Origin of the sequence: Microbacterium sp. nov. GSS16 (genome assembly GCF_028198145.1) — a bacterium.
In the GTDB taxonomy this organism is placed as follows: domain Bacteria; phylum Actinomycetota; class Actinomycetes; order Actinomycetales; family Microbacteriaceae; genus Microbacterium.
This window is the reverse complement of the sequence record NZ_CP116338.1, coordinates 2,371,814-2,394,278: the sequence shown is the minus strand read 5'-3', so window position 1 is coordinate 2,394,278 and position 22,465 is coordinate 2,371,814. Positions and strand designations below refer to the sequence as shown.

Sequence of the window (22,465 nt, the reverse complement as noted above, 5' to 3'; positions counted from 1 at the left end):
CGCACACCATCGATGCCCACAGCGAACACCCCGCCGCTCGCATGGACAGGGACGTACCATCGGATCATGGACCTGCGACGGCTGTTCTTCCGCTGGCTGCTGCCGGCATCGCTCGCCCTTCCGGCATGGATGCTGATCGGCTGGGCGATCTTCGGGCAGAGCGGCTGGGGGCTGCTCTGGGTGCTGCTGATGGCGATCCCCGGTGTGCTCGTCACTCAGCTCGTGCTGACCCTGCTGACGCGCTCGCGTCCGTCGGTGCGAGCTGAACGTGCCGTGTCGTGGCTCGACGTCGCGGGCTTCACCGTCTGGCACGTCCTGACCGTCCTGGTCGGTTTCTTCATCGACGGAGCGTTCCCGTGGCTGCTCGCGGGTGCCATCGTCGCAGCCGTGGCCCTCTTCTGGACGCAGATCTGGCAGCTCTGGAAAGAGGCGCGCGACGCCGGGGCGAGGCTGCGCGAGACGCTCACGTGGTCGACGATCGCCCCGCAGCAGCGCACCGGTCGTGCCCGGAACGAGCCGGATGTCGTCATCATCGAGGAGTCCCGCCGGCGGGAGTTCTGACACGCGCGTCCGAGTGGCGCGTGGCCCGCGTTCATGGCAGAATAGCTGCTTGTGCCGTGACCCGGTTCTGCCTCAGGGGAACCCGCGGACGCCTCGCGCGCCGCTCGGCACACACCCGTTCTCATCCCTTTGATTCATGCATCCGACCTGTGGCGAGTGCAGAGAGAGACGATCATGCAGATCCTCGACGCCGTCGACGCGGCTTCGCTCCGTTCCGACATTCCTGTCTTCAACCCCGGTGACACCGTCAAGGTGCACGTGAACATCACCGAGGGCACGCGTTCGCGTATCCAGGTGTTCCAGGGCGTCGTCATCGGCCGTCAGGGCGATGGTGTGCGCGAGACCTTCACGGTCCGCAAGATCAGCTTCCAGGTGGGCGTCGAGCGCACCTTCCCGGTGCACTCGCCGGTGATCGACCACATCGAGGTCGTCACCCGCGGTGACGTCCGTCGCGCGAAGCTGTACTACCTGCGCAACCTCCGCGGCAAGAAGGCCAAGATCAAGGAGAAGCGCGAGAACTGACTCGCCGCATCCTTGCACCAGAACCCCGGGACACTCGTCCCGGGGTTCTGTCGTTGCGTCGCGGGTGTGCGACGCTTGTACTGCCGCGTGCGCGGTGAGTCGATGAAGAGGAACCACATGACATCCGATGCCCCCGCGGCAGTCCAGCCACCGCAGCGGCGTCGGGGCGCACTGGTGTTCCTGCGCGATGTGCTGGTCATCATCCTCATCGCCGCGCTCGTGTCGTTCGTGGTCAAGACCTTCGTCGTGCGCTCGTTCTACATCCCGTCGGGATCGATGGAGCGGACGCTGCTGGTGAACGACCGCATTCTCGTCGACGAGCTCACCCCGCGCTGGAGCGGATACGACCGCGGTGATGTCGTCGTCTTCAAGGATCCGGGCGGCTGGCTTCCGGCCGCGCCGCAGAGACCCGCACGACCGCCGCTGGTCGAAGCTGCGGACTGGGCGCTCACCTTCGTCGGCATCTCGACCACAGACGCTCAGGACCACCTGGTCAAGCGCGTCATCGGCATGCCGGGCGACCACGTCGTGTGCTGCAATGCGCTCGGACAGATCACCGTGAACGGCTCGCCGATCAACGAGCTCGACTACCTCAATCTCCCCGAGGGCGACACCGCCGCATCGAACTCCGAGTTCGACGTCACGGTGCCAGACGACCGCATCTGGGTGATGGGCGACAACCGGGACCGTTCGCAGGACTCCCGCGCACATCAGGAGCTCCCCGGCGGCGGCTTCGTGCCGCTCGAGAACGTCGTGGGCCGCGCCTTCCTGACCACGTGGCCGCTCGACCGGTTCGGCCTCATCGACACGCACGACGAGGTCTTCCGAGCCGTGCCGGCATCCGAATGAGCGCGGTCGCGCCGACACTCACCCTCGAGCGTCGGCTGCTCAAGGAGTTCGATCTCATCATCGCGCTCGACGAGGTCGGCAGGGGTGCTCTCGCCGGTCCCGTCGCCGTCGGCGCCGCAGTGATGGATGCCGCGGGCTCGCGCCGCCGTGTGCTCGACGGGCTGCGCGATTCGAAGCTGATCACCGAGAGGCGCCGACCCGAGATGGCCGAGCGCGCCAGCAGATGGGTGCCGCTGTCGGCCGTCGGCTGGTCGAGCGCCGCAGAGATCGACGAGGTCGGCATCATGCGCGCGCTCGGCCTCGCCGCCTCACGGGCCGTGCAGGCGGTCGTCGACGGCGGAGCGACTCTCGAGCGCACACTCGTGATCCTCGATGGCAACCACGACTACGTCTCCCGCGTGCACCCCGCTCCGCTGACCGTGCGCACCGTCATCAAGGGAGACCGTGACTGCGCCTCCGTCTCGGCGGCGTCGGTCATCGCGAAGGTCGCGCGTGATGCGCACATGGCGGCGCTGCACCCCGAGCATCCGGACTATCAGTGGGAGCGCAACAAGGGCTACGCGAGCCCCGAGCACCGGCGGGCGATCCGCGAGCGGGGTCTGTCTCCGCTGCACCGGTCGTCGTGGGCGATCGCAGACGCGCCGACGCTGTTCTGAGGAATCCGCATCACGGCCTCCGTGCTCATAGGATGGAGACATCATGGATGAGGATGCCTTCGACGACTACGATCGCGAGCTCGAGCTCGCGCTGTTCCGCGAGTACCGCGACGTCGTCGGCCAGTTCCAGTACGTCGTCGAGACCGAACGCCGGTTCTATCTCGCCAACGAGGTGAACGTCGTCCGCCGCGACACCGAGCACGACTTCTACTTCGAGATCTCGATGAGCGACGTGTGGGTGTGGGACATCTACCGCGCCGATCGCTTCGTCAAGGCGGTCCGGGTGCTCACGTTCAAGGACGTCAACGTCGAAGAGCTGCAGCGCCGGGAGTTCGAGCTGCCGGAGGAGCTGTCGCTCGACGGCAAGTGAGCGTTCTCTCCGCACCGGGGTTGGCAGCAGGTTCTCCACAATCGGGGACGGCAGCGGGTTCTCCCCAATCACTGTGAAAGCCGCCCGTCGACGTCGGCGCCGCGCCGCAGGCTGTCGTCATGGCAGCGAAAGACGACTTCGGGCGAGCGGGCGAAGAGCGGGCGGCGCGGCATCTGAACTCGTGCGGCTACGAGGTCGTGGACCGCAACTGGCGCTGTGCGCAGGGCGAGATCGACATCGTCGCGGTGCGCGGTGATCTGCTCTGCGTGATCGAGGTGAAGACGCGGCGCTCAGAGCGCTTCGGGCATCCGTTCGAAGCGGTCGACGAACGCAAGCGGCTGCGTCTGTGGCGCCTGGCGTTCGCGTGGGCCGAATCACACCCTGAGGAGTCACGGGGGCGGCGCCTGAGACTCGAGGTCATCGGCCTCACCGGGGCGGATGCCTCTGACGCACGACTCGAGCACCTCCAGGATCTGCGATGAGCACGGCGCGCACGTGGGCGGTCGCGCTGACCGGTGTCGACGGCCACATGGTCGAGGTCGAAGCGGACCTCAGCAATCAGACCCCCGGTTTCCAGATCATCGGTCTGCCCGACAAAGCGCTGGGTGAGGCCGCACAGCGCGTTCGCAACGCATGCGTGAATGCGGGACTCGACTTCCCCCGCCGGCGCCTCACCGTGAACCTGAGTCCCGCCAATCTCCCGAAAGCGGGGAGCGGCTTCGATCTGAGCGTCGCGGTCGCGACCCTCGCGACCGGGGGAGCGCTGCGGCGCGAATCGGTGCGCTCCACCGTGCACATCGGCGAGCTGGGCCTCGACGGCCGACTGCGGCCCGTGCCCGGCGTGCTGCCGGCCGTGTACGCGGCCGCGCGGGCGGGTTTCACACGTGTGATCGTGCCCCACGCCAATGCGGCCGAGGCCCGGCTCGTCCCCGGTGTGGAGGTGCGCGCGGCGGTCTCCCTCGCGGAGGTCGCGGTCGCGCACGGCGCCGATGTCGAGATCGACGACGCTGATCCCGTCGCACTCCCCGCTCATGCCGACCTCGCGGACGAGAGCCTGGATCTCGCTGACGTGGTCGGGCAGGACGAAGCGGTCGACGCGCTGATCACTGCGGCGGCCGGGGGGCACCACATGATGCTGAGCGGACCTCCCGGTGCGGGCAAGACCATGCTGGCCCGGCGGCTACCGGGCATCCTGCCGCAGCTGACCGAGAGCGAAGCCCTCGAAGTGGCCGCCATCCGCTCACTGACGGGCGAGGCTGTCACGCGTCTCGACGCCCTGCCGCCGTTCGAGGCGCCGCACCACACGGCGTCGGCTGCCGCGCTGGTGGGTGGCGGCTCCCGCGTACCGCGACCGGGCGCGATCGTGCGGGCGCATCGCGGGGTGCTCTTCCTCGACGAGACGCCGGAGTTCCAGAGGAGCGCGCTCGACGCGCTGCGGCAGCCGCTCGAGTCAGGGCGCATCGAGATCGTCCGAGCCGGCTTCGCCGCGAGCTTCCCCGCGCAGTTCCAGCTCGTCCTCGCCATGAACCCGTGTCCCTGCGGCAACTACGGCGTGCGTGCAGCGGAGTGCACCTGCCCGCCGATCGCCATCCGCCGCTACGCAGGGCGCCTGTCGGGCCCGCTGCGCGATCGCGTCGACATCGACCTCCGGGTCTCGCGCGTCGCGGCATCTCTGGCCACATCAGGCGAAAGGTCCACGACAACCACCGACGAGGCGCGCGAGCGAGTCGCGCGAGCGCGGGCCGCCGCCGCCGAGCGCTGGCGCTCCAGTCCGTGGCGCATCAACGGCGCGGTGCCGGGGGAGCGACTCCGACAGGGCGCGCTGCGCCTGCCTCCCGCGGTGCGCGCACCGCTGGATCGCGCTCTCGAGAGAGGAGCGGTGACGCTGCGCGCGTACGACCGCGTCCTGCGCATCGCATGGACGCTCAGCGACCTCGCAGGCCTGACATCGCCCGGTGCCGACCAGCTCGGGCACGCGCTGTTCCTGAAGAAAGGACTCCTGGCATGATCGCCACCGGAATGGAACTGATCGATGACGCGGAGATGCGCTCGACCGCACGACTGCTGCGGACCGACGCCGATCCGACAGAGGTCGCCGCGCGGGTCGCGTGGTCGGTGCTCGTTGAGCCGGGCGATGGTGTCGCCGGTGCACTGCTGCAGAGCCTGGGGGCGGTGGAGGCGCTGCGCTGCGCGTTCGGCGATATGAGCCTGATGCCACCGGGAGTGGCGCCGCCCCGAGCGCTCGCGGAGGCGCTGGACAGGTGGCGCCCTCGTGCGAGCACTCGCGCCGTGCGGGATGCCATGCGCTCCGCCCACAGCGTGGGAGCCCGCGTGCTGCTGCCCGGCGATGCCCTCTGGCCGGACGGGCTGGGCGACCTCGATGTGCATCAGCCGGTGCTGCTGTGGGCCAGAGGCGACGCGGACGTGCTGGCGGCCGGCACGGCTGCGGCGATCGTCGGCGCGAGGGCGGCCACCGGATACGGCGAGAACGTGGCAGCAGAACTGTCGGGCGACCTCGCGAGCGGCGGCACCCTGATCGTGTCGGGAGGCGCGTACGGCATCGACGGGGCCGCCCATCGGGCCGCGCTGGGGGTGGGCGGCGCCACGGCGGCATTCCTTGCGGGTGGGGTCGACCGGGCGTACCCGATCGGGCACCAGCAGCTCTTCGACCGGATCAGGCAGTCCGGCGTGGTGCTCAGCGAGGTGCCCTGCGGCTCAGCGCCGACCAAATGGCGCTTCCTCGCTCGCAACAGGCTCATCGCGGCCGCCACACTCGCGACGGTCGTCGTGGAGGCGGGATGGCGCAGCGGCACGTTGAACACCGCGGGACACGCGTCTTCGCTGGCGCGTCCGCTGGGCGCGGTGCCGGGGCCGATCACATCTGCAGCCTCGGCCGGATGCCATCGCCTGCTTCGGGAGTACGACGCGGTGTGCATCACGAGCGCTCGCGACGTCAGGGAGCTGTGGGGGGAGTCGGATGCCACGGTCGCACCGTCCGCGACGCCGGACCACGACCGGACGAGACTGTTCGATGCGATGAGCACGCGCAGCGCGCGGGAGACGGCGGACATCGCGCGCCGAAGCGGCCTCTCGGTCGAGCGGGTGCGCTCGCTTCTCGGGCTCGTGGCACTCGACGGCCTGGTCGCCCAGCGCGACGACGGGTGGGTGCGCATCGAGTGACCGCGGGCCGATCAGCGACAACTGCGCCGACGACGCAGCCCGCATGCCGGCGGGGCAGCCCGCCCGCCATGACGCAGCACACCTGATGAGGACGCAGCCCGCGCCACGACGCAGCCCGCGTGCCGGCGGGGCGGGCGTTCTCCCGGCGCGCCCGTGCAGGAAGCGGCGGGGGAGCGGCATCCTGGAGAGGTGAGGTATGCGGACGCGGTGACATCCTTCACGTCGTACCTGGACCGGGTGCGCCGGCTCTCGCCCGCGACCGTGCGCGCCTACCGTTCCGACCTCGCCGACCTCGGCGCCGTCGTCGCTGACGCCGACGTGCGCGAGATCGACCTCGAGATGCTGCGCGAGTGGCTCTGGCGGGCCACACAGCGGGGGGACGCACGCTCGACTCTCGCGCGGCGCGCAGCGGCCGCACGTTCGTTCTTCGGCTGGGCGCACGAGAGCGAGCTCATCGCCGCCGACCCCAGCCTTCGCCTGCTGACGCCGAAACGCGGCAAGACGCTTCCCGTCGTCGCCTCCCAGGACGGCATGCGCGACCTGCTCGACCAGCATCGCGCCGCCGCGGCATCAGGTGATCCGATCGCGATGCGAGACCACGCGATCCTGGAGGTGCTGTACGGCAGCGGCATGCGCGTCTCGGAGCTGTGCGGCGTCGACGTCGACGACGTCGACCTGCACCGTCGCACGGTGCGCGTGCTGGGCAAGGGCGCCAAGGAGCGGGTGGTCCCGTTCGGCGCTCCCGCCGCCGACGCCATCGGTGCGTATCTGAGCAGAGGGCGCCCGGCGCTGATCGCCCGCGCCGAGCACACCACGCCCGCGCTGCTCCTCGGTGCGCGGGGAGCGCGAATCGGCCCCCGGACCGTCTATGCGCTCGTCGCCCGCGTGCTCAGCCCGATCGTCGGTGCCGAGCATGTCGGTCCGCATGCTCTCCGGCACTCAGCCGCCACGCACCTGCTCGACGGCGGTGCAGATCTGCGCGCCGTGCAGGAGATCCTCGGGCACGCGAGTCTCGGCACGACCCAGATCTACACGCACGTCTCGGCCGAGCGTCTGCTCGCCGGGTATCGCCTCGCCCATCCGCGGGCCTGAACCGCCGGCGTCCGGCGTGCGCGTCACCCCTCGCAGCAGGGCAGCAGGATCGCCCGCGGAACCTCCCCGAACAGGGGCAGGGGGTTGATGTAGCTCCCCTCGAGTCGCACTCCGACATGCAGCGTGCCGCGCGCCGCGTGGCCGCCCTCGGCGACCGTCCCGAGGGGGTCCCCGGTGCCGATGGCGTCGCCGGGCGACAGCGCCGATGACACCGGTTCCCACGTGCTCACGCGACCGCCACCGTGGTCGATCGTGATCAGGGGACGATCGACGACAGTGCCTCGGAACGCCACCACGCCGGGCGCGGGCGCCACGACGAGTGCATGGGTGCCGGCCGCGACATCCATCCCACGGTGTCCCGGGCCGTAATCATGCGCGGGAGCGCGGAACGGCTCGACCACCGCACGGGCACCGTCGACGGGCCATCGCCACGTCCCTTCGTCCTCGGCGGCAGCACTCGCGCCGCCGAGGGACACGAGGAGCGAGAGGACGACGGCGATGAAGCGGGCGCGCATCGTCTCACCCTCGCGCATCGAGCGCCGTCGCGCGCGGCGGGACCCCGCGTACGGGGGACAAGCGGCCGACTCGCGCCGCTGTGCAGGGCGTTTAGGCGGAGCCCGATCCTGTACACTGGGAGAGCACCTCGAAATCGAGGTGACTACGCGTGCCCACAGCGACTCAGGTCGTGGCATCCATTCCCACAGGTCCCGCTCTTCGAGCGGGCGGGCGTGTGCCGGGCACCAGGACTGCCGGTCGATCGATCGGCGAGAACAACCTCAACGACGCGACAGCGTCAGAACAAGGAGACGACCATGGCTGTGGTCACCATCCGCCAGCTGCTCGACAGCGGCGTGCACTTCGGACACCAGACCCGCCGGTGGAACCCGAAGGTGAAGCGCTTCATCCTGACCGAGCGCTCGGGCATCCACATCATCGACCTGCAGCAGTCGCTGTCGTACATCGACCAGGCGTACGACTTCGTCAAGGAGACCGTCGCCCGCGGCGGCACCATCCTCTTCGTCGGCACCAAGAAGCAGGCGCAGGAGATCCTCGCCGAGCAGGCCGACCGCGTCGGCCAGCCCTACGTCAACCAGCGCTGGCTGGGTGGCCTCCTCACCAACTTCTCCACCATCGCGAAGCGTCTCGCCCGCATGAAGGAGCTCGAGGAGCTCGACTACGACAACCCCGCAGCCTCCGGCTTCACCAAGAAGGAGCTGCTGCTCAAGAAGCGCGAGCTCGACAAGCTGCACAAGTCGCTCGGCGGCATCCGGAACCTGTCGAAGACCCCGTCTGCCCTCTGGGTCGTCGACGCCAAGCGCGAGCACCTCGCCATCGACGAGGCCAAGAAGCTCGGCATCCCGGTGATCGGCATCCTCGACACCAACGCCGACCCCGACGACTTCCAGTACCCGATCCCCGGCAACGACGACGCGATCCGCTCGGTCTCGCTGCTGACGCGCATCATCGCCGACGCCGCCGCCGAGGGCCTGCAGCAGAAGCACAACCCCGACGCCGGCGACGCTGAGCCGCTCGCCGAGTGGGAGCGCGAGCTGCTCGAGGGCGGCGAGGCGCCGGCTGAGGCAACCACCGAGGCACCGGCTGAGGCAGCCACCGAGGCACCGGCTGAGGCAGCCACCGAGGCACCGGACGAGGCAGCTGAGGCTCCGGCCGAGGCAGACGCCAAGTAAGTCACCCCCACACGTTCAGATACGAAGCAAGGAGCCACCACACATGGCCAACTTCACCATCGCCGACATCAAGGCGCTGCGCGAGCAGCTCGGCACCGGAATGGTCGACACCAAGAAGGCGCTCGAGGAGGCTGACGGAGACGTCGAGAAGGCGACCGAGATCCTTCGCCTCAAGGGCGCGAAGGGCAACGCGAAGCGCGCCGACCGCTCCACGAGCGAGGGCCTCGTCGTCGCTCGCGAGGCCGACGGCGCTGTGACGCTGATCGAGCTCGCCTGCGAGACCGACTTCGTCGCGAAGAACGAGCGGTTCATCACGCTCGCCGAGAAGGTCGCCGACGCCGTCGCGGCCGTCGCCGCCGATTCGGTCGAGGCAGCCCTCGCCGCTCCGGCCGGCGAGCAGACCGTCGAGCAGCTGATCTCGGACGAGGCCGCCATCATCGGCGAGAAGGTCGAACTGCGTCGCGTGCGCACCGTCACCGGTGACGCCGTCTCGGTCTACCTGCACCGCACCAGCAAGGACCTGCCCCCGCAGATCGGTGTCGTCGTCGCCTACAGCGGCTCCGACGCCGAGACCGCTCGCAGCATCGCGCAGCACATCTCGTTCGCGAACCCCTCGTACCTCTCCCGTGAGGACGTCCCGGCCGCCGAGGTCGAGAAGGAGCGCGAGATCGTCACCGAGATCTCCCGCAACGAGGGCAAGCCCGAGGCCGCGCTGCCGAAGATCGTCGAGGGTCGCGTCACCGCGTACTTCAAGCAGGTCGCGCTTCTCGAGCAGGACTACGCGAAGGACAACAAGCTGTCCGTGGCCCAGGTCGCGAAGGATGCCGGCATCACCGTGACCGACTTCGCGCGCTTCAAGGTCGGCGCGTAACAGTTCCCAGGGGGTTCGGATCCGAGATCCGAACCCCCTTCTTCATGCCCAGAAGGCACTATCTTGAATCGGGACGAGAGGAACCCATCCATGACCGAAGGCACCGGACGCCGGCGCGTCCTCCTGAAGCTCTCCGGCGAAGCGTTCGGCGGAGGCCAGCTCGGCGTCAACCCCGACATCGTCAGTCAGATCGCGCGCGACATCGCGGCAGCCGTGGATCGTGTCGAGATCGCCATCGTCGTCGGCGGCGGCAACTTCTTCCGGGGTGCCGAGCTCAGCCAGCGTGGCATGGACCGCGGCCGTGCCGACTACATGGGCATGCTCGGCACCGTCATGAACGCCCTGGCGCTGCAGGACTTCCTCGAGCAGGCCGGGGCCGCAACCCGCGTGCAGTCGGCCATCTCGATGACGCAGGTCGCCGAACCCTACATCCCGCTGCGTGCAGAGCGTCACATGGAGAAGGGGCGTGTGATCATCTTCGGCGCCGGCGCGGGCCTGCCGTACTTCTCCACCGACACCGTCGCCGCCCAGCGCGCCCTCGAGATCGGCGCGGATGAGGTGCTGGTCGCGAAGAACGGCGTCGACGCCATCTACACTGCCGATCCGAACAAGGATGCCAGCGCCGAGCGCATCGAGCGCGTCACCTATCGCGATGCTCTGCAGCGCGGTCTCAAGGTCGTCGACTCGACCGCGTTCAGCCTCTGCATGGACAACAACATGGATATGCGCGTGTTCGGGATGGAGCCGGCAGGCAACGTCACGAAGGCGCTGCTCGGCGAGCCGATCGGCACGCTCGTCACGCCCTGACCGCCTCGTCACTCAGGGTTCTGCGGCACATCGCCGGATAGAATCGTTCGAAAACCACGACCTAAGGAGCACCCGTGATCGCGGACGTCCTCGCAGATACCACCGCACGCATGACCCGCGCGGTCGACGCCGCCAAGGAGGACTTCGCCACCGTCCGCACCGGGCGCGCGAACCCCCAGCTCTTCCAGAAGCTGATGGTCGACTACTACGGCTCGCCGACGCCGATCGCGCAGCTGGCGTCGATGGCGAATCCGGAGGCGCGCACTCTGATCGTCACCCCGTACGACAAGAGCGCGCTGAAGGCGATCGAGCAGGCCATTCGCGACATGCCCAACCTCGGCGCCAACCCTACGAACGACGGCAACATCGTCCGCGTGACGATGCCCGAGCTGACCGAGGAACGGCGCAAGGAGTACGTCAAGCTCGTGCGCTCGAAGGGCGAGGATGCCAAGGTGCAGGTGCGCGGCATCCGTCGCAAGGCCAAGGATCAGCTCGACGCTCTGAAGAACGAGGTCGGCGAGGATGAGATCGCTCGCGGGGAGAAGGACCTCGACGCGCTAACCCGCCAGTACGTCGACGCCATCGATGACGCGCTCAAGCGCAAAGAGGCAGAGCTGCTCGAGGTCTGAGGCATGTCAGGCGACAGCGATCCCGGCGAACAGCCGCTGACCCGTCGAGAAGCCCGGCAGGGGCCCTCTGACGGCGAGGCTTCGCCGCGCCCGGCCTCCGGCGATCGAAGCGGCGGTGCGTCCGATCCGGGGCGGCCCTTGTCGGATGCGGCGTTCCCGGCGTTCGACACCGGGCGCATCCCTCCTCGTCCTCCCCTGCCGGTCGGGGAGGGCGCGGAGTCCCACGCCCTGCGCGAGCAGTGGCGTGCCAGACGCGATGAGTTCGAGTCGCACGTCACGCAGGCTCGTGAGCAGTTCGATCAGGCCAACGAGCGGATCAAGCAGCGCACCGGACGCGATCTGATCGTGGCCATCCTGATCGGCGTCGCATTCGGCGCCGTGCTGATCGCCTCGCTGCTGTTCATCAAATGGCTGTTCCTGCCGATCGCGATCGCGGCCGGACTGCTCGGCACCTACGAGCTCTCCCGTGCGCTTCGAGCAGGAGGCCGTCGCGTCGACATCGCCCCGCAGCTCATCGCGGGCGCGGCCGTGCTGCTGACCGGACCGTTCGCCGCGCTGTGGCTGAGCTGGGTTGTGCTCATCGCTGCGGTCGCGTTCGTCAGCGTCTGGCGGATGATCGGGCAGATGATCGCGGCAGACGGCCGAACGTACGGCGCCGTGCTCGCAGACGTCGTCGTCGGCGCCTTCGTGCAGGTCTACGTGCCCTTCCTGACCTCGGTGGCCCTCATGCTGCTGAGCCGGGAGAGCGGGGAGTGGTGGGTGCTCGGCTTCATCGCCGTCGCGGTCGCCGCCGACACGTGCGCCTACGCCGCGGGTCTCGCGCTCGGCAGGCACCCCATGGCTCCGCGAATCAGTCCGAAGAAGACCTGGGAGGGTTTCGGCGGTGCGGTCGTCGGGTCGCTCGCCGTGGGCGTGCTGCTCGCGATCTTCCTGCTTCAGCTCCCGTGGTGGTGCGGTCTGATCTTCGGCGCCGCGATCCTCATCTGCGCCACGCTCGGGGACCTGGGCGAATCGATGCTCAAGCGCGACCTCGGCATCAAGGACATGAGCTCGTGGCTGCCGGGGCACGGCGGTCTGCTCGACCGTCTCGACAGCATCCTTCCGTCGACCGTTCCCGCTCTCGCGCTGTACTACCTGCTCACCCCTCTGATCGGATCCTGATGACTGATTCCGACCTCGAGACGCTCGTGTCGTCGCGTGACGAGACGCCGCCCGCATTCCCGCTCACCACGGGACGCCATCGCGGATACCATCGAGCGGCGGTCGACAGCTTCCTCGACTCCGCCCGCGCGGCGTTCGAGGAGTCGCGCGCCGACTTCGGCGCCGACGACGTGCGGGCCGCATCCTTCCCTCTCGTCAGGGGAGGCTATGTGATCGCCGATGTCGATGCCGCGCTCGCGCGGGTGGAGGATGCGTTCGCGCAGCGCGCCCGCGAGCGGGCGATCAGCAGCGTCGGCGTCGACGCCTGGGTCGCCCAGGCTCGCGAGGACGCCCAGCGGGTGCTCGATCACCTCAGCAGGCCGCGCAGGAAGCGGTTCGCGCGCACGACCATCCTCACCTTCGGCTACCGGGTGGACGAGGTGGACCACGTCGGCGACCGCATCGCGGCATTCCTGCGCGACGGTGAGCCGCTCGACGTCGAGCAGGTCCGCGGCGCCGCCTTCCGAATGCAGCGCGGCGGCTATCGGGAGGAGCAGGTGGATGCCCTCCTCGACGCGACGGTGGAAGTCATCCTCTCCGTGCGATGAGGTGTTCTCGGTGAGTTCTCATGGATGTGGAGCCGAGGTGTGCGTAGACTGATGGCCATCGTGACTCCCGATAACGAATTGATCTCGAACGCGCCGCGCCCGAACGCATCGCGTGCGATGAAGAAGAACAAGACGCGTCATCGCGTCAGCGCTGTGCTGGCCGGTCTCGCCGTCGTCGGCATCTCGGCGGCCATGATGGCGCCGAGCGGTGTCGCCGTCGCCGATCCCGAGCCGACCGAGACGCCCGTGACGGCGTTCTCGCTGGCGGCCGCCGACACGCAGAGCATCACGGTCTCGGTCGAGGGCGCAGACATCGCTCCCGTGGCCCGCAACGGCTTCGAGGTCTACGTCAAGCCGAAGCCGACCCCGCCGCCCGCACCTGCGCCGGTCGCGAAGGCGGCAGCCGCTCCGAAGAGCAGCGCACCTGCCCAGCCGCCGCGCTATACAGGTGGCGGCTCGAAGGAGGAGTGGATGGCGGCCGCCGGCATCGCCGGCAGCGACTGGCCGTATGTCGACTACATCGTCTCCAAGGAGAGCGGCTGGAATCCGAACGCGACGAACAAGTCGTCGGGCGCGTGCGGACTCGTCCAGGCGCTTCCCTGCAGCAAGGTCCCCGGCAATGGATACGACCCGGTGGACAACCTCCGCTGGGGCAACGGCTACGCCGTGGGGCGCTACGGAAGCTGGGCCGGCGCGTACAACTTCTGGACCCGCAACCACTGGTGGTGAGCAGGCGGCATGCCACGCTCCCGTCGACGCAGACCTGAGCGCTCCGCGTCCGATGAGTCTTTCGACCGGCTCCTGGCCGGGTGGAAGCGCACCGAGACCAGACGGGGTCGGGACTGGGTCGTCCAGCCGATCTCAGCGGTGAAGGCTGTCAAGGAGTACCGGTGCCCCGGCTGCGCGGGTATGGTCGCGCCAGGGACGGCGCACGTCGTCGTCTGGCGCGCGGACGGCGTGATGGGCGAGAGCGCGGATCTCGCCGCCCGGCGCCACTGGCATTCGCACTGCTGGCGCATCGCCTGAATGCGCCGGCCCCGCTCAGCGCTCGTTCATGCGGGGGATCAGCACCTGCCGGTAGATGATCAGCACGCTCGCGGCGACGGGGATGGCGATCAGCGCACCGAGGAGCCCGAGCAGCGCGCCGCCGGACAGCGCCGCGATGACGACCACGGCTCCGGGAACCGACACCGCGCGGCTCATGATGCGGGGTGCGATGAAATAGGCCTCGACCTGCATGTAGATCAGGTAGTAGATCGCGGCGGCCAGAGCCGTCCCGGGCGATCCGACCCCGGGCAGCAGGCAGGCGAGCACGATGATCGTCGAGCCGGTCAGCGTCCCGACCAGCGGGATGAGCGAGAAGAAGAAGGCGACCACGGCGAGAACCGCGGTGAACGGCGCGTCGATGATCGACAGGAAGACCATGCTCAGGATGCCGTTGATCACGCCGAGCGTGACCTGGCCCATGACGTAGTGGCCGACCGAATCGGTGATCTGGTCGGCGATGTCGATGAAGCGCTCGCGCCTGGAAGCCGGCACGAGCTGATAGACGGCGCGCTTGAGCGACGGTGTCGAGGCGGTCATGTAGATCGTGAGGATCAGCACGATGAACGCACCGAACGCCCCGGCCAGCACGGCGCCGCCGACGACCCACACGCCTTCGCCGATCGTGGTGCTCCACTGGGTCACGTTCTTGGTCCACTCCTCCGACGTGATCCAGCTGTCGATGTAGTCGAAGACCAGGTTCACCTCGAGATCGGGGAACGCGTCCGCCAGCCAGGCCTTGATGTCGCTCACGGTCTGCTCGCCGTTCACGAAAAGCGGGGTGATGCGTGTCACCAGCTGCGTGATCTGATCGGTCACGACCGGCAGCACGATCAGCACGACCGCGGCGAAGACGCCCAGCACGGCGAGGATGGTGAGCAGCACGGCGGCCCAGCGGGGCAGTCCGCGGCGCTCGAGGAAGGTGACGAGCGGGTCGAGTCCGAGACTCAGGAAGAGGGCGGTGCCGATGTAGAGGATGACCGTCGACAGGGTCTGCACGCCGGTGAGCAGCAGAAGCCCCAGCCCCACGCCGAGCGTCGCCACCAGCGCGGTGCGAAAGGGACTGTGAATCTTCATGGCTCTCCTGATCGACCTGCGATGATCCTAGTTGCTGCTCGGTTCGGCGCCCCCGCGACGGGCCGCAGCACGCGCGGCCCCGTCGCACGCCGCGCTTCGTGGGCAACGCCCAGGTGGTTTCGCTAGTCTGAAACGTCGAGCGGACCGGCGGCGAATGCCCGGTCACGTAAGGAGTTGATTCGTGCGTTTCGTATGGGCCGTCGTGGCCTTCGTGCTGGCCACGGTTCTCATCGGAGCCGGGATCGCCCAGCGCACCATCTTCATGGGACCCACAGAGCAGACGATGGCGCTCTCGGCCGACGAGCCGCAGCCCTATCTGCTCGTCGATGCCGAGGTGCTCAGTGCGCACCCGGGTCTGCAGACCCTGCTCGTGCGCGACGATGGCGAGATCTTCGTCGCGTACGCACGCACCGCCGACGCCGAGGCGTGGCTGTCCGACACGAGTTACACCAGCGTCACCCTGGGGAAGGGCGACGAGCCGGTCAGCGAGACGGTGGCGCCGCAGCAGACACCGACCGAAGGCGGCGAGACCTCGGGGCGCAACCCGGCAGGATCCGACCTGTGGCTGGACTCGTTCGTCGACGAGGACTACCTCATCACCGAGATGCAGCTGACGCCTGGCCACAGCGTGCTCATCGCCCGCGACGGCGTCGAGCCCGCGCCCGACGACGTCGTCATCAGCTGGGGTGTCGACACCCGCACACCGCTGGCTGGTCCGCTGATGACCGCCGGCGGCGTCCTTCTGCTCGCAGGTCTCGTGCTCTACATCCTGGCGATCCGCCATCAGCGGCGCGGACGCGGCCCGCTGCGCAAGGGCCCAGGACCGCTGCCCGAGACGCAGCCCATCGAGATGCAGGGCGCGCCGCGGCGCGAGGCGATCGAGCCCGGTGACGCGCCGGCAGCCGATCCCGACGGCGCAGCGACCGATAGAACCGATGCGCCCGCAGGCGCGTCCGCCGCGGACGATCGGCCCTCCGGCCGCACGCAGCGGAACGCACTGCGACGGCGCCTGGCCCTGGGCCTGCCCGCGCTGACCCTGACCGCCGTGCTCGCGACCGGCTGCACGGCGGAATCCTGGCCGGAGTTCGGCGCTCAGAGCCCGACGCCGACCCCCACGCCGACGGTCGTGACACCCGAAGACCAGAAGCCCCCGGTCGTGACGAAGAAGCAGGGTCAGCGCATCGTCTCCGAGATCGCCGAGGTCGTGCAGCAGGCCGACACGGATCTCGACATCGCCCGTGCAGAGACGCGTCTGGCGGGCCCCGTGCTGGAGGGCCGGCGCACGGAATACGCGCTCCGCGGCAAGATCGCCGAGCGCACCGAGCCGCTGACCGCACCGCGGGACAAGGTCAAGATCCTGCTTCCGGAGGCGACCGACAGCTGGCCGCGCTCGGTGCTCGCTCTGACAGTCTCGGAGAAGGACGACACTGCGGCGCCAGTGCTGCTGACGATGACGCAGGACGACCCCTGGTCGAACTACCGCATCTCCGAGATGGCCGACATGCCCGCCGCGTCGGAGTTCCCCGACGTCGCTCCGGCTTGGCTCGGCACCACCCGCATCCCGGCCGACTCGCCGTTCCTGGCGCTCGCCCCGGAGCAGCTGGCCGAGGCGTTCTCCGACTTCGTCGACAATGGCGACAAGAACGAGTTCGCCGGCCGATTCGACGCGACTGCCGAGAAACTCGCGCAGAGCATCCGCGACAGCCGCACCGCCATCCTCACCGGCCTCAAAGAGAAGCAGGCCGACACCACGTCGGCGGTCGCGTTCGACATGACGGCGCCTGAAGAGACTCCTCTCTCCCTCGCCACGCTGGGCAGCGGTGCGGTAGTCGCCGTGCGTGTCGACGACATCGAGACGATCACGCCGACGTCGGCTGACGCGGTGATCAGGATCGGGGAGAATCAGGAGGCGAGCGTGCTGACGGGTGTGAAGGAGTCGGCGAAGGGCTTCACGACGACCTACGGCATCCAGCTCTTCTTCTCCGTGCCCGCGCAGGGCTCCAAGGAGCAGATCCGTCTGCTCGCCTACCATCAGGACCTCCTCAGTGTGAAGGTGAACCAGTGACCGATATCTCCGCTGCCGCGCTGCGCGGCGCCGTCGATCTTTCCTCTCTGCGCAACCGCCCGGCCGCCGCCCAGGCGCCGTCGGGTGCGGCAGCCCCGGCCGCCCCCGGCGATGGCGCGTCCGACGTCGTCGTCGACGTCACGGACCAGTCGTTCGGCGAGATCCTCGAGCTGTCGCGCTCCGTTCCGGTGGTCGTCGATCTCTGGGCCGAGTGGTGCGGGCCCTGCAAACAGCTCAGCCCGATCATCGAGAAGGTGACCCGTGAGCAGCGCGGACGCGTCGTGCTCGCCAAGGTCGACGTCGACGCCAACCCGCAGGTCGCCCAGGCGTTCCGCGCCCAGTCGATCCCGATGGTCGTCGCGCTCATCGGCGGACAGCCCGTTCCGATGTTCACCGGTGCGGTGCCCGAGGAGCAGGTGCGTGAGGTCTTCGCGCGTCTGCTGGAGGTCGCCGCGCAGAACGGCGTCACCGGATCGGTGCCGTACGGCGACGACGACGCTCCCGTGGCCGACGCCGATGAGCCGGCGCCCATGCCGCCGCTGCACGCGGAGGCTTTCGAGGCCATCGAAGCCGGCGACTACGCCCGCGCGATCAGCGCGTACGAGAAGGCTCTGGCCGAGAACCCCCGTGACGAAGACGCGAAGGCAGGACTCGGTCAGGTGCGGCTGCTGCACCGGGTGCAGGGTCTGGACCTGCAGCAGGTTCGCGCTGCGGCGGCCGCCGCGCCCACGGATGTCGACGCGCAGTTCCGGGTGGCCGACCTCGACCTCGCGGGCGGCCATGTCGATGACGCGTTCGGCAGGCTGCTGGACCTGTTCACCGCGGCCGACTCCGACGGCCGCACCCGCATCCGCGAGCGGCTGGTCGAGCTGTTCGAGCTCATCGGCGCCACCGATCCCCGCGTGACCGCCGCGCGCACAAGGCTCACCTCGCTGCTCTTCTGACGCAGCGCAGCGCTGGAACGACAGCGCCCGGCCCCTCAGGGCCGGGCGCTCGTTCGTTCACCAGTGGCTGGGTGTCGGCAGGTGCGGGTCGGGCTGGTACCGGAACCACAGCGTCGACAGCGCGGGAAGCGTGACGGTCGCGACAGCAGGGTCGTCGTCACTCTCCCTGTGCGCGCTGATCATGCCGAGGTTGCCGGCGTCGTGCCCGCCGAAGACAGCGGCATCCGTGTTCAGCACCTCCTGCCAGGATCCCTCGACCGGCAGCGCGAGGCGATATCCGGTGCGCGTCACGCCCGCGAAGTTGGAGATGACGACGAGGCGGCCGCCATGGGCATCCCTCCGCTCGAAGGCGATCACGCTGGGGTCCCAGCTGGGAGCGCCCAGACGCGAGAACGACGAGCCGTCGTTGTCGCGCTCCCACAGCGGCGCGTGCGCGCGGTACGTGGCGTTCAGCGAGCCCACCAGCTGCTGCAGCTGAGCGTGCGACGGCTGGTCGAGCAGCCACCAGTCCAGCTCGCGGTCTACCGACCATTCGCCGATCTGACCGAATTCCTGACCCATGAACAGCAGCTTCTTGCCGGGATGGCCCCACATGAAACCCAGGTAGGCGCGCAGGTTCGCGAGCTTCTGCGCGTGGTCGCCCGGCATGCGCGATACCAGGCTTCCCTTGCCGTGCACGACTTCGTCATGGCTGATCGGCAGCATGTAGTTCTCGCCGAAGGCATAGACGAACGAGAACGTCATCTCGCCCTCGTGGTGCGAGCGATGCAGCGGGTCGCGCTTCATGTACTCGAGCGAGTCGTTCATCCAGCCCATGTTCCACTTGAAACCGAAGCCCAGTCCGGCATGGTCGGTGGGGGCGGTCACGCCGGGGAAGGCGGTCGACTCCTCGGCGATCATGACGATGCCCTTGTGCAGCCGATAGGCGGTGGCGTTGACCTCCTGCAGGAAGTGGATGGCCTCGAGGTTCTCCCGGCCGCCGTGGATGTTCGGCTCCCATTCGCCCGCCTTGCGCGAGTAATCGAGATAGAGCATCGATGCGACGGCGTCGACGCGCAGCCCGTCGATGTGGAACTCGCTGAGCCAGAACAGGGCGTTGGCCACGAGGAAGTTGCGCACCTCGCTGCGGCCGTAGTCGAAGACCAGGGTGCCCCAGTCCTGATGCTCGCCGCGCCGCGGGTCCGCGTGCTCGTACAGCGCGGTGCCGTCGAAGCGCGCCAGAGCGAACTCGTCCTTGGGGAAGTGGCCAGGCACCCAGTCCATGATCACGCCGATGCCCGCCTGATGCAGGCGGTCGATCAGATAACGCAGATCGTCGGGGGTGCCGAACCGGCTCGTCGCCGCGTAGTAGCCGCTCACCTGATAGCCCCACGACCCGCCGAACGGATGCTCGGCGAGGGGCATGAACTCCACGTGCGTGAAACCCGTCGCGAGGACGTGCTCGATCAGCGGATCCGCCGCATCGCGATAGGTGAGGCCGCCGCGCCAGGATCCGAGGTGCACCTCGTACACCGACATCGGCTGCGCGACCGCATGCGCCGAGGCTCGGCGGCGCAGCCACGACTCGTCGTTCCAGCGGTAGGCGCTCAACGTGACGACGGACGCGGTCGCGGGCGGCAGCTCCGCCTGCTGGGCCATCGGGTCGGCCTTGAGTCGCCAGTGCCCGTCGGCACCGAGGATCTCGTACTTGTAGCGTGCGCCGACGGGAACATCGGGGATGAAGAGCTCCCAGACGCCGCTGCCGCCCATCGAGCGCATCACGTGACCTTCGCCGTTCCAGCCGTTGAAGTCGCCCACCACACGCACCGCCCCGGCGTTCGGAGCCCACACGGCGAAGTCGACGCCCTGCTCGCCGTCCAGGGCCCGCGGGTGCGACCCCAGGACCTCCCACAGCCGCTCGTGGCGCCCCTCGGCGATGAGGTGGATGTCGAGTTCTCCGACCGCGCTGAGGTGACGATAGGGGTCGCCGGCGATCGTCTCCTCGCCGTCCTCGTAGGTCGTCGCAAGGCGGTACGCCACAGGAGGCCCGCTGTGGGTGCCCTCCCAGATCCCGTGGGCGACGTGTGCGAGGTCGAGTCGCGACCCGTCATCGAAGACCGCCTGCACAGCGCGGGCGAACGGCCGGCGTGCGCGGATCGCGGTGGTGGTGCGTCCCACGGAATCGGTGCGCGGATGCGCTCCGAGCACGGCGTGGGGATCGTGATGGGTGGATTGCGACACCGCGATCCACTCCGCCGACGCAGAGACGTCTTCGAGATAGCTCATGATCGCTCCTTCACCTTCAGGATGTGCACGGGCTCGGCGAAGGCGTCGAGTCGCACATAGTTGTGGTCTGTCCAGGTCCAGACTGCCCCGGTGAGCAGATCCTCGACCTCGAACGCGTCGCCGGGTTCGATGCCCCAGACCGTGGTGTCGAGGTGCACGGTCGTCTCGCGCACGGAGTGCGGGTCGACGTTCGCCACGACGATGATGGTGTCGGCGTGCCCGGTGCCGGTGAAGGCGGCATCCAGGTGCTTGGAGTAGACGAGCACGGCGTCGTCGTCGCTCCAGTGCGCAGAGAAGTTGCGCAGCTGCCCCAGAGCCGGATGCTCGCGACGGATCTCGTTCAGACGCCGCAGCAGCGGCGCGAGTGACTCACCACGCTGCTCAGCACCCTCCCAGTCGCGGAACTTGTACTCGTACTTCTCGTTGTCGATGTTCTCTTCCGACCCGGGCCTGGCCACGTTCTCGATCAGCTCGTACCCCGCGTACACGCCCCAGATCGGAGCCGCGGTCGCCGCGATGCACGCCCGGATGCGGTAGGCCGCCTGTCCGCCGTACTGCAGGTACTCGGTGAGGATGTCGTGCGTGTTCACGAAGAGGTTCGGGCGCATGTAGTCGCTCGTCTCCTGCGACACCGAGGTGAGGAACTCCTCGAGCTCCGCCTTGGTGTTGCGCCACGTGAAGTACGAGTAGCTCTGCTGGAAGCCGACGGCGGCCAGCGCGCGCATCACGGCGGGACGGGTGAACGCCTCGGCGAGGAAGATCACATCGGGGTCTGCGGCGTTGACCTCGGCGATCAGCCACTCCCAGAACTGCAGCGGCTTGGTGTGCGGGTTGTCGACGCGGAAGATCTTCACCCCGAGCGCGACCCAGTGCATGACGACGCGCAGCATCTCGGCGTAGCTGCCGGCCGGATCGTTGTCGAAGTTGATCGGATAGATGTCCTGATACTTCTTCGGCGGGTTCTCGGCGTAGGCGATCGTGCCGTCGGGGAGGGTCGTGAACCACTCCGGATGCTCGTCCACCCAGGGGTGATCGGGAGACGCCTGCAGCGCGAGATCGAGGGCGACTTCCAGGCCCTCCTTCGCCGCGGCGCGGATGAAGAAGCGCAGGTCCTTCTCGGTGCCGAGTTCGGGGTGGATGGCGTCGTGCCCGCCGTCCGCGGAGCCGATCGCGTACGGCGATCCCGGATCGCCCGGCTCGGTGGTGAGCGTGTTGTTGCGACCCTTGCGGTTGGTCGCCCCGATCGGGTGGATCGGCACGAGGTACACCACGTCGAAGCCCATCCCGGCCACGCCCGGCAGCCGCCGCGCCGCGGTGCGGAACGTGCCGCTCTTCACGGTGCCGTCCTTGCGGCGCACCGCACCCTCCGAGCGGGGGAAGAACTCGTACCAGGCGCCGACACCCGCCCGTCGACGCTCCACGCGCAGGGGCAGCCAGTCGGTGACCGATCCGAGCGCGGCGAGCGGGCGAGCGGCGAAGGCGTCGTGCAGGGTGCCGTCGACGGCGACGGTGCGCAGCGCCTCGGCATCCGCTGTCTTCTGAGCCCTGCGCAGCGTCGTCGCCGCGGCCTTCAGGATGCGCGCCTCGGTGGAGGGCCGGTCTCCTTCGGCGGCGGCAGCTGCGAGCAGCTGCACGCCCAGCGCGCACATCACGGGCACGTCGACGCCGGCGAGCGCCTTGACGTCGGCGGCGTGCGCCCAGGTGCCGAAGTCATCTGAGAACGCCTCGAACCGGTAGCGCCAGTCGCCTGCGAGGTCGAGCGCGGCGGTCGTGCGCCAGCGGTCGGTGCCGTCGTCGAGCGCGTCGAGGCGGTGCAGCGTCTCACGCCCGTCCGGAGCGGAGAGGCGCAGATGCACGCCGATGAGATCGTGCCCTTCGCGGAAGGCCACGACACCGAACGGCACGGCTTCGCCGACGAAGGCCTTCGCCGGGTACCCCTGGGGCACATGCGGTGTCGGCGAGAAGAGCGGGATCCGCCCGGCCCTGAGGCCGGGGGCATGCGTCGTCTCAGCGGCAGGGCGCAGAGGGATCTGGGCGGGGCTTCTCAGACCCGCAGAGTCACGTGCTGTCGGTGCTGCCACACCTCGAATGTACCGT

General features: G+C 69.1%; 23 protein-coding genes. 19 read left to right on the top strand and 4 right to left on the bottom strand.

Translation table 11 applies throughout. The features are described from left to right. Positions 1–66: 66 nt before the first annotated feature. From PGB26_RS11415 to PGB26_RS11375, 9 genes are all read left to right on the top strand, one after another. Complete coding sequence (locus tag PGB26_RS11415) at positions 67–561, top strand: MFS transporter permease (RefSeq protein ID WP_271637731.1); 495 nt, start codon at positions 67–69, stop codon at positions 559–561. A 174-nt stretch (positions 562–735) separates the two neighbouring features. Further along, on the top strand, positions 736–1,083 hold the full coding sequence (gene rplS, locus PGB26_RS11410; protein ID WP_182253088.1) for a 50S ribosomal protein L19: 348 nt from the start codon (positions 736–738) through the stop codon (positions 1,081–1,083). Between the two features lie 117 nt (positions 1,084–1,200). Continuing rightward, entirely contained in the window at positions 1,201–1,932 is a 732-nt protein-coding gene (gene lepB, locus PGB26_RS11405; protein ID WP_271637728.1) for a signal peptidase I, read from the top strand. Next, positions 1,929–2,588 (top strand): ribonuclease HII, encoded by a 660-nt coding sequence (locus PGB26_RS11400; protein ID WP_271637727.1) that lies wholly within the window; start codon positions 1,929–1,931, stop codon positions 2,586–2,588. The genes lepB and PGB26_RS11400 overlap by 4 nt, the downstream gene beginning before the upstream one ends. Before the next feature lie 43 nt (positions 2,589–2,631). Continuing rightward, entirely contained in the window at positions 2,632–2,958 is a 327-nt protein-coding gene (locus PGB26_RS11395; protein WP_101186491.1) for a DUF2469 family protein, read from the top strand. 119 nt (positions 2,959–3,077) lie between these two features. Continuing rightward, positions 3,078–3,440, top strand: a complete 363-nt coding sequence (locus PGB26_RS11390; protein WP_271637725.1) for a YraN family protein — start codon at positions 3,078–3,080, stop codon at positions 3,438–3,440. Beyond that, positions 3,437–4,966 carry a YifB family Mg chelatase-like AAA ATPase gene (locus tag PGB26_RS11385; RefSeq protein WP_271637724.1) on the top strand — a complete coding sequence of 510 codons (1,530 nt, stop codon included), beginning with the start codon at positions 3,437–3,439 and terminating at the stop codon, positions 4,964–4,966. The genes PGB26_RS11390 and PGB26_RS11385 overlap by 4 nt, the downstream gene beginning before the upstream one ends. Continuing rightward, the gene (locus PGB26_RS11380; RefSeq protein ID WP_271637723.1) at positions 4,963–6,138 is read left to right on the top strand and encodes a DNA-processing protein DprA; all 1,176 of its coding nucleotides are present in this window, start codon (positions 4,963–4,965) and stop codon (positions 6,136–6,138) included. The genes PGB26_RS11385 and PGB26_RS11380 overlap by 4 nt, the downstream gene beginning before the upstream one ends. A 189-nt stretch (positions 6,139–6,327) precedes the next feature. Continuing rightward, on the top strand, positions 6,328–7,230 hold the full coding sequence (locus tag PGB26_RS11375) for a tyrosine recombinase XerC (protein WP_271637722.1): 903 nt from the start codon (positions 6,328–6,330) through the stop codon (positions 7,228–7,230). 23 nt (positions 7,231–7,253) lie between these two features. Here PGB26_RS11375 and PGB26_RS11370 read toward each other — a convergent pair whose 3' ends face one another. Beyond that, positions 7,254–7,745 carry a murein hydrolase activator EnvC family protein gene (locus PGB26_RS11370; protein ID WP_271637721.1) on the bottom strand — a complete coding sequence of 164 codons (492 nt, stop codon included), beginning with the start codon at positions 7,743–7,745 and terminating at the stop codon, positions 7,254–7,256. 297 nt (positions 7,746–8,042) lie between these two features. On the opposite strand from PGB26_RS11370, the gene rpsB reads away from it, so the two are divergent. The 8 genes from rpsB to PGB26_RS11330 all read left to right on the top strand — a co-directional run bounded on the left by rpsB (position 8,043) and on the right by PGB26_RS11330 (position 13,999). Next, on the top strand, positions 8,043–8,918 hold the full coding sequence (gene rpsB, locus PGB26_RS11365; RefSeq protein ID WP_271637720.1) for a 30S ribosomal protein S2: 876 nt from the start codon (positions 8,043–8,045) through the stop codon (positions 8,916–8,918). Positions 8,919–8,961: 43 nt separating this feature from the next. Continuing rightward, positions 8,962–9,789: a translation elongation factor Ts gene (gene tsf, locus PGB26_RS11360; RefSeq protein ID WP_271637719.1), complete on the top strand. Its 828-nt coding sequence runs from the start codon at positions 8,962–8,964 to the stop codon at positions 9,787–9,789. 90 nt (positions 9,790–9,879) lie between these two features. After that, entirely contained in the window at positions 9,880–10,596 is a 717-nt protein-coding gene (gene pyrH, locus PGB26_RS11355; protein WP_271637718.1) for a UMP kinase, read from the top strand. Positions 10,597–10,670: 74 nt separating this feature from the next. Then, on the top strand, positions 10,671–11,225 hold the full coding sequence (frr, locus tag PGB26_RS11350; protein ID WP_271637717.1) for a ribosome recycling factor: 555 nt from the start codon (positions 10,671–10,673) through the stop codon (positions 11,223–11,225). A gap of 138 nt (positions 11,226–11,363) precedes the next feature. Continuing rightward, complete coding sequence (locus PGB26_RS11345) at positions 11,364–12,386, top strand: phosphatidate cytidylyltransferase (protein ID WP_271637716.1); 1,023 nt, start codon at positions 11,364–11,366, stop codon at positions 12,384–12,386. Further along, positions 12,386–12,973: a DivIVA domain-containing protein gene (locus PGB26_RS11340; protein WP_271637714.1), complete on the top strand. Its 588-nt coding sequence runs from the start codon at positions 12,386–12,388 to the stop codon at positions 12,971–12,973. Before PGB26_RS11345 ends, PGB26_RS11340 begins: the two co-directional genes overlap by 1 nt. Before the next feature lie 60 nt (positions 12,974–13,033). Further along, positions 13,034–13,702, top strand: a complete 669-nt coding sequence (locus PGB26_RS11335) for a transglycosylase SLT domain-containing protein (RefSeq protein ID WP_271637713.1) — start codon at positions 13,034–13,036, stop codon at positions 13,700–13,702. Positions 13,703–13,711: 9 nt separating this feature from the next. Beyond that, on the top strand, positions 13,712–13,999 hold the full coding sequence (locus PGB26_RS11330; protein ID WP_271637712.1) for a hypothetical protein: 288 nt from the start codon (positions 13,712–13,714) through the stop codon (positions 13,997–13,999). 15 nt (positions 14,000–14,014) lie between these two features. Here PGB26_RS11330 and PGB26_RS11325 read toward each other — a convergent pair whose 3' ends face one another. Next, positions 14,015–15,094 carry an AI-2E family transporter gene (locus PGB26_RS11325; RefSeq protein WP_271637711.1) on the bottom strand — a complete coding sequence of 360 codons (1,080 nt, stop codon included), beginning with the start codon at positions 15,092–15,094 and terminating at the stop codon, positions 14,015–14,017. A gap of 181 nt (positions 15,095–15,275) precedes the next feature. Between PGB26_RS11325 and PGB26_RS11320 the strand changes: the two genes are divergently transcribed. Then, a complete protein-coding gene (locus tag PGB26_RS11320) occupies positions 15,276–17,159 on the top strand; it encodes a glycosyl transferase (RefSeq protein WP_271637710.1) in 1,884 nt (627 codons plus the stop codon). Continuing rightward, positions 17,156–18,103, top strand: a complete 948-nt coding sequence (locus PGB26_RS11315) for a tetratricopeptide repeat protein (protein ID WP_271637709.1) — start codon at positions 17,156–17,158, stop codon at positions 18,101–18,103. The genes PGB26_RS11320 and PGB26_RS11315 overlap by 4 nt, the downstream gene beginning before the upstream one ends. 57 nt (positions 18,104–18,160) lie before the next feature. Here PGB26_RS11315 and glgB read toward each other — a convergent pair whose 3' ends face one another. Together glgB and PGB26_RS11305 are read right to left on the bottom strand one after the other, a co-directional pair. After that, a complete protein-coding gene (gene glgB / locus PGB26_RS11310; RefSeq protein ID WP_271637707.1) occupies positions 18,161–20,368 on the bottom strand; it encodes a 1,4-alpha-glucan branching protein GlgB in 2,208 nt (735 codons plus the stop codon). Then, entirely contained in the window at positions 20,365–22,449 is a 2,085-nt protein-coding gene (locus PGB26_RS11305; protein ID WP_271637706.1) for an alpha-1,4-glucan--maltose-1-phosphate maltosyltransferase, read from the bottom strand. Before PGB26_RS11305 ends, glgB begins: the two co-directional genes overlap by 4 nt. Positions 22,450–22,465 lie beyond the last annotated feature (16 nt).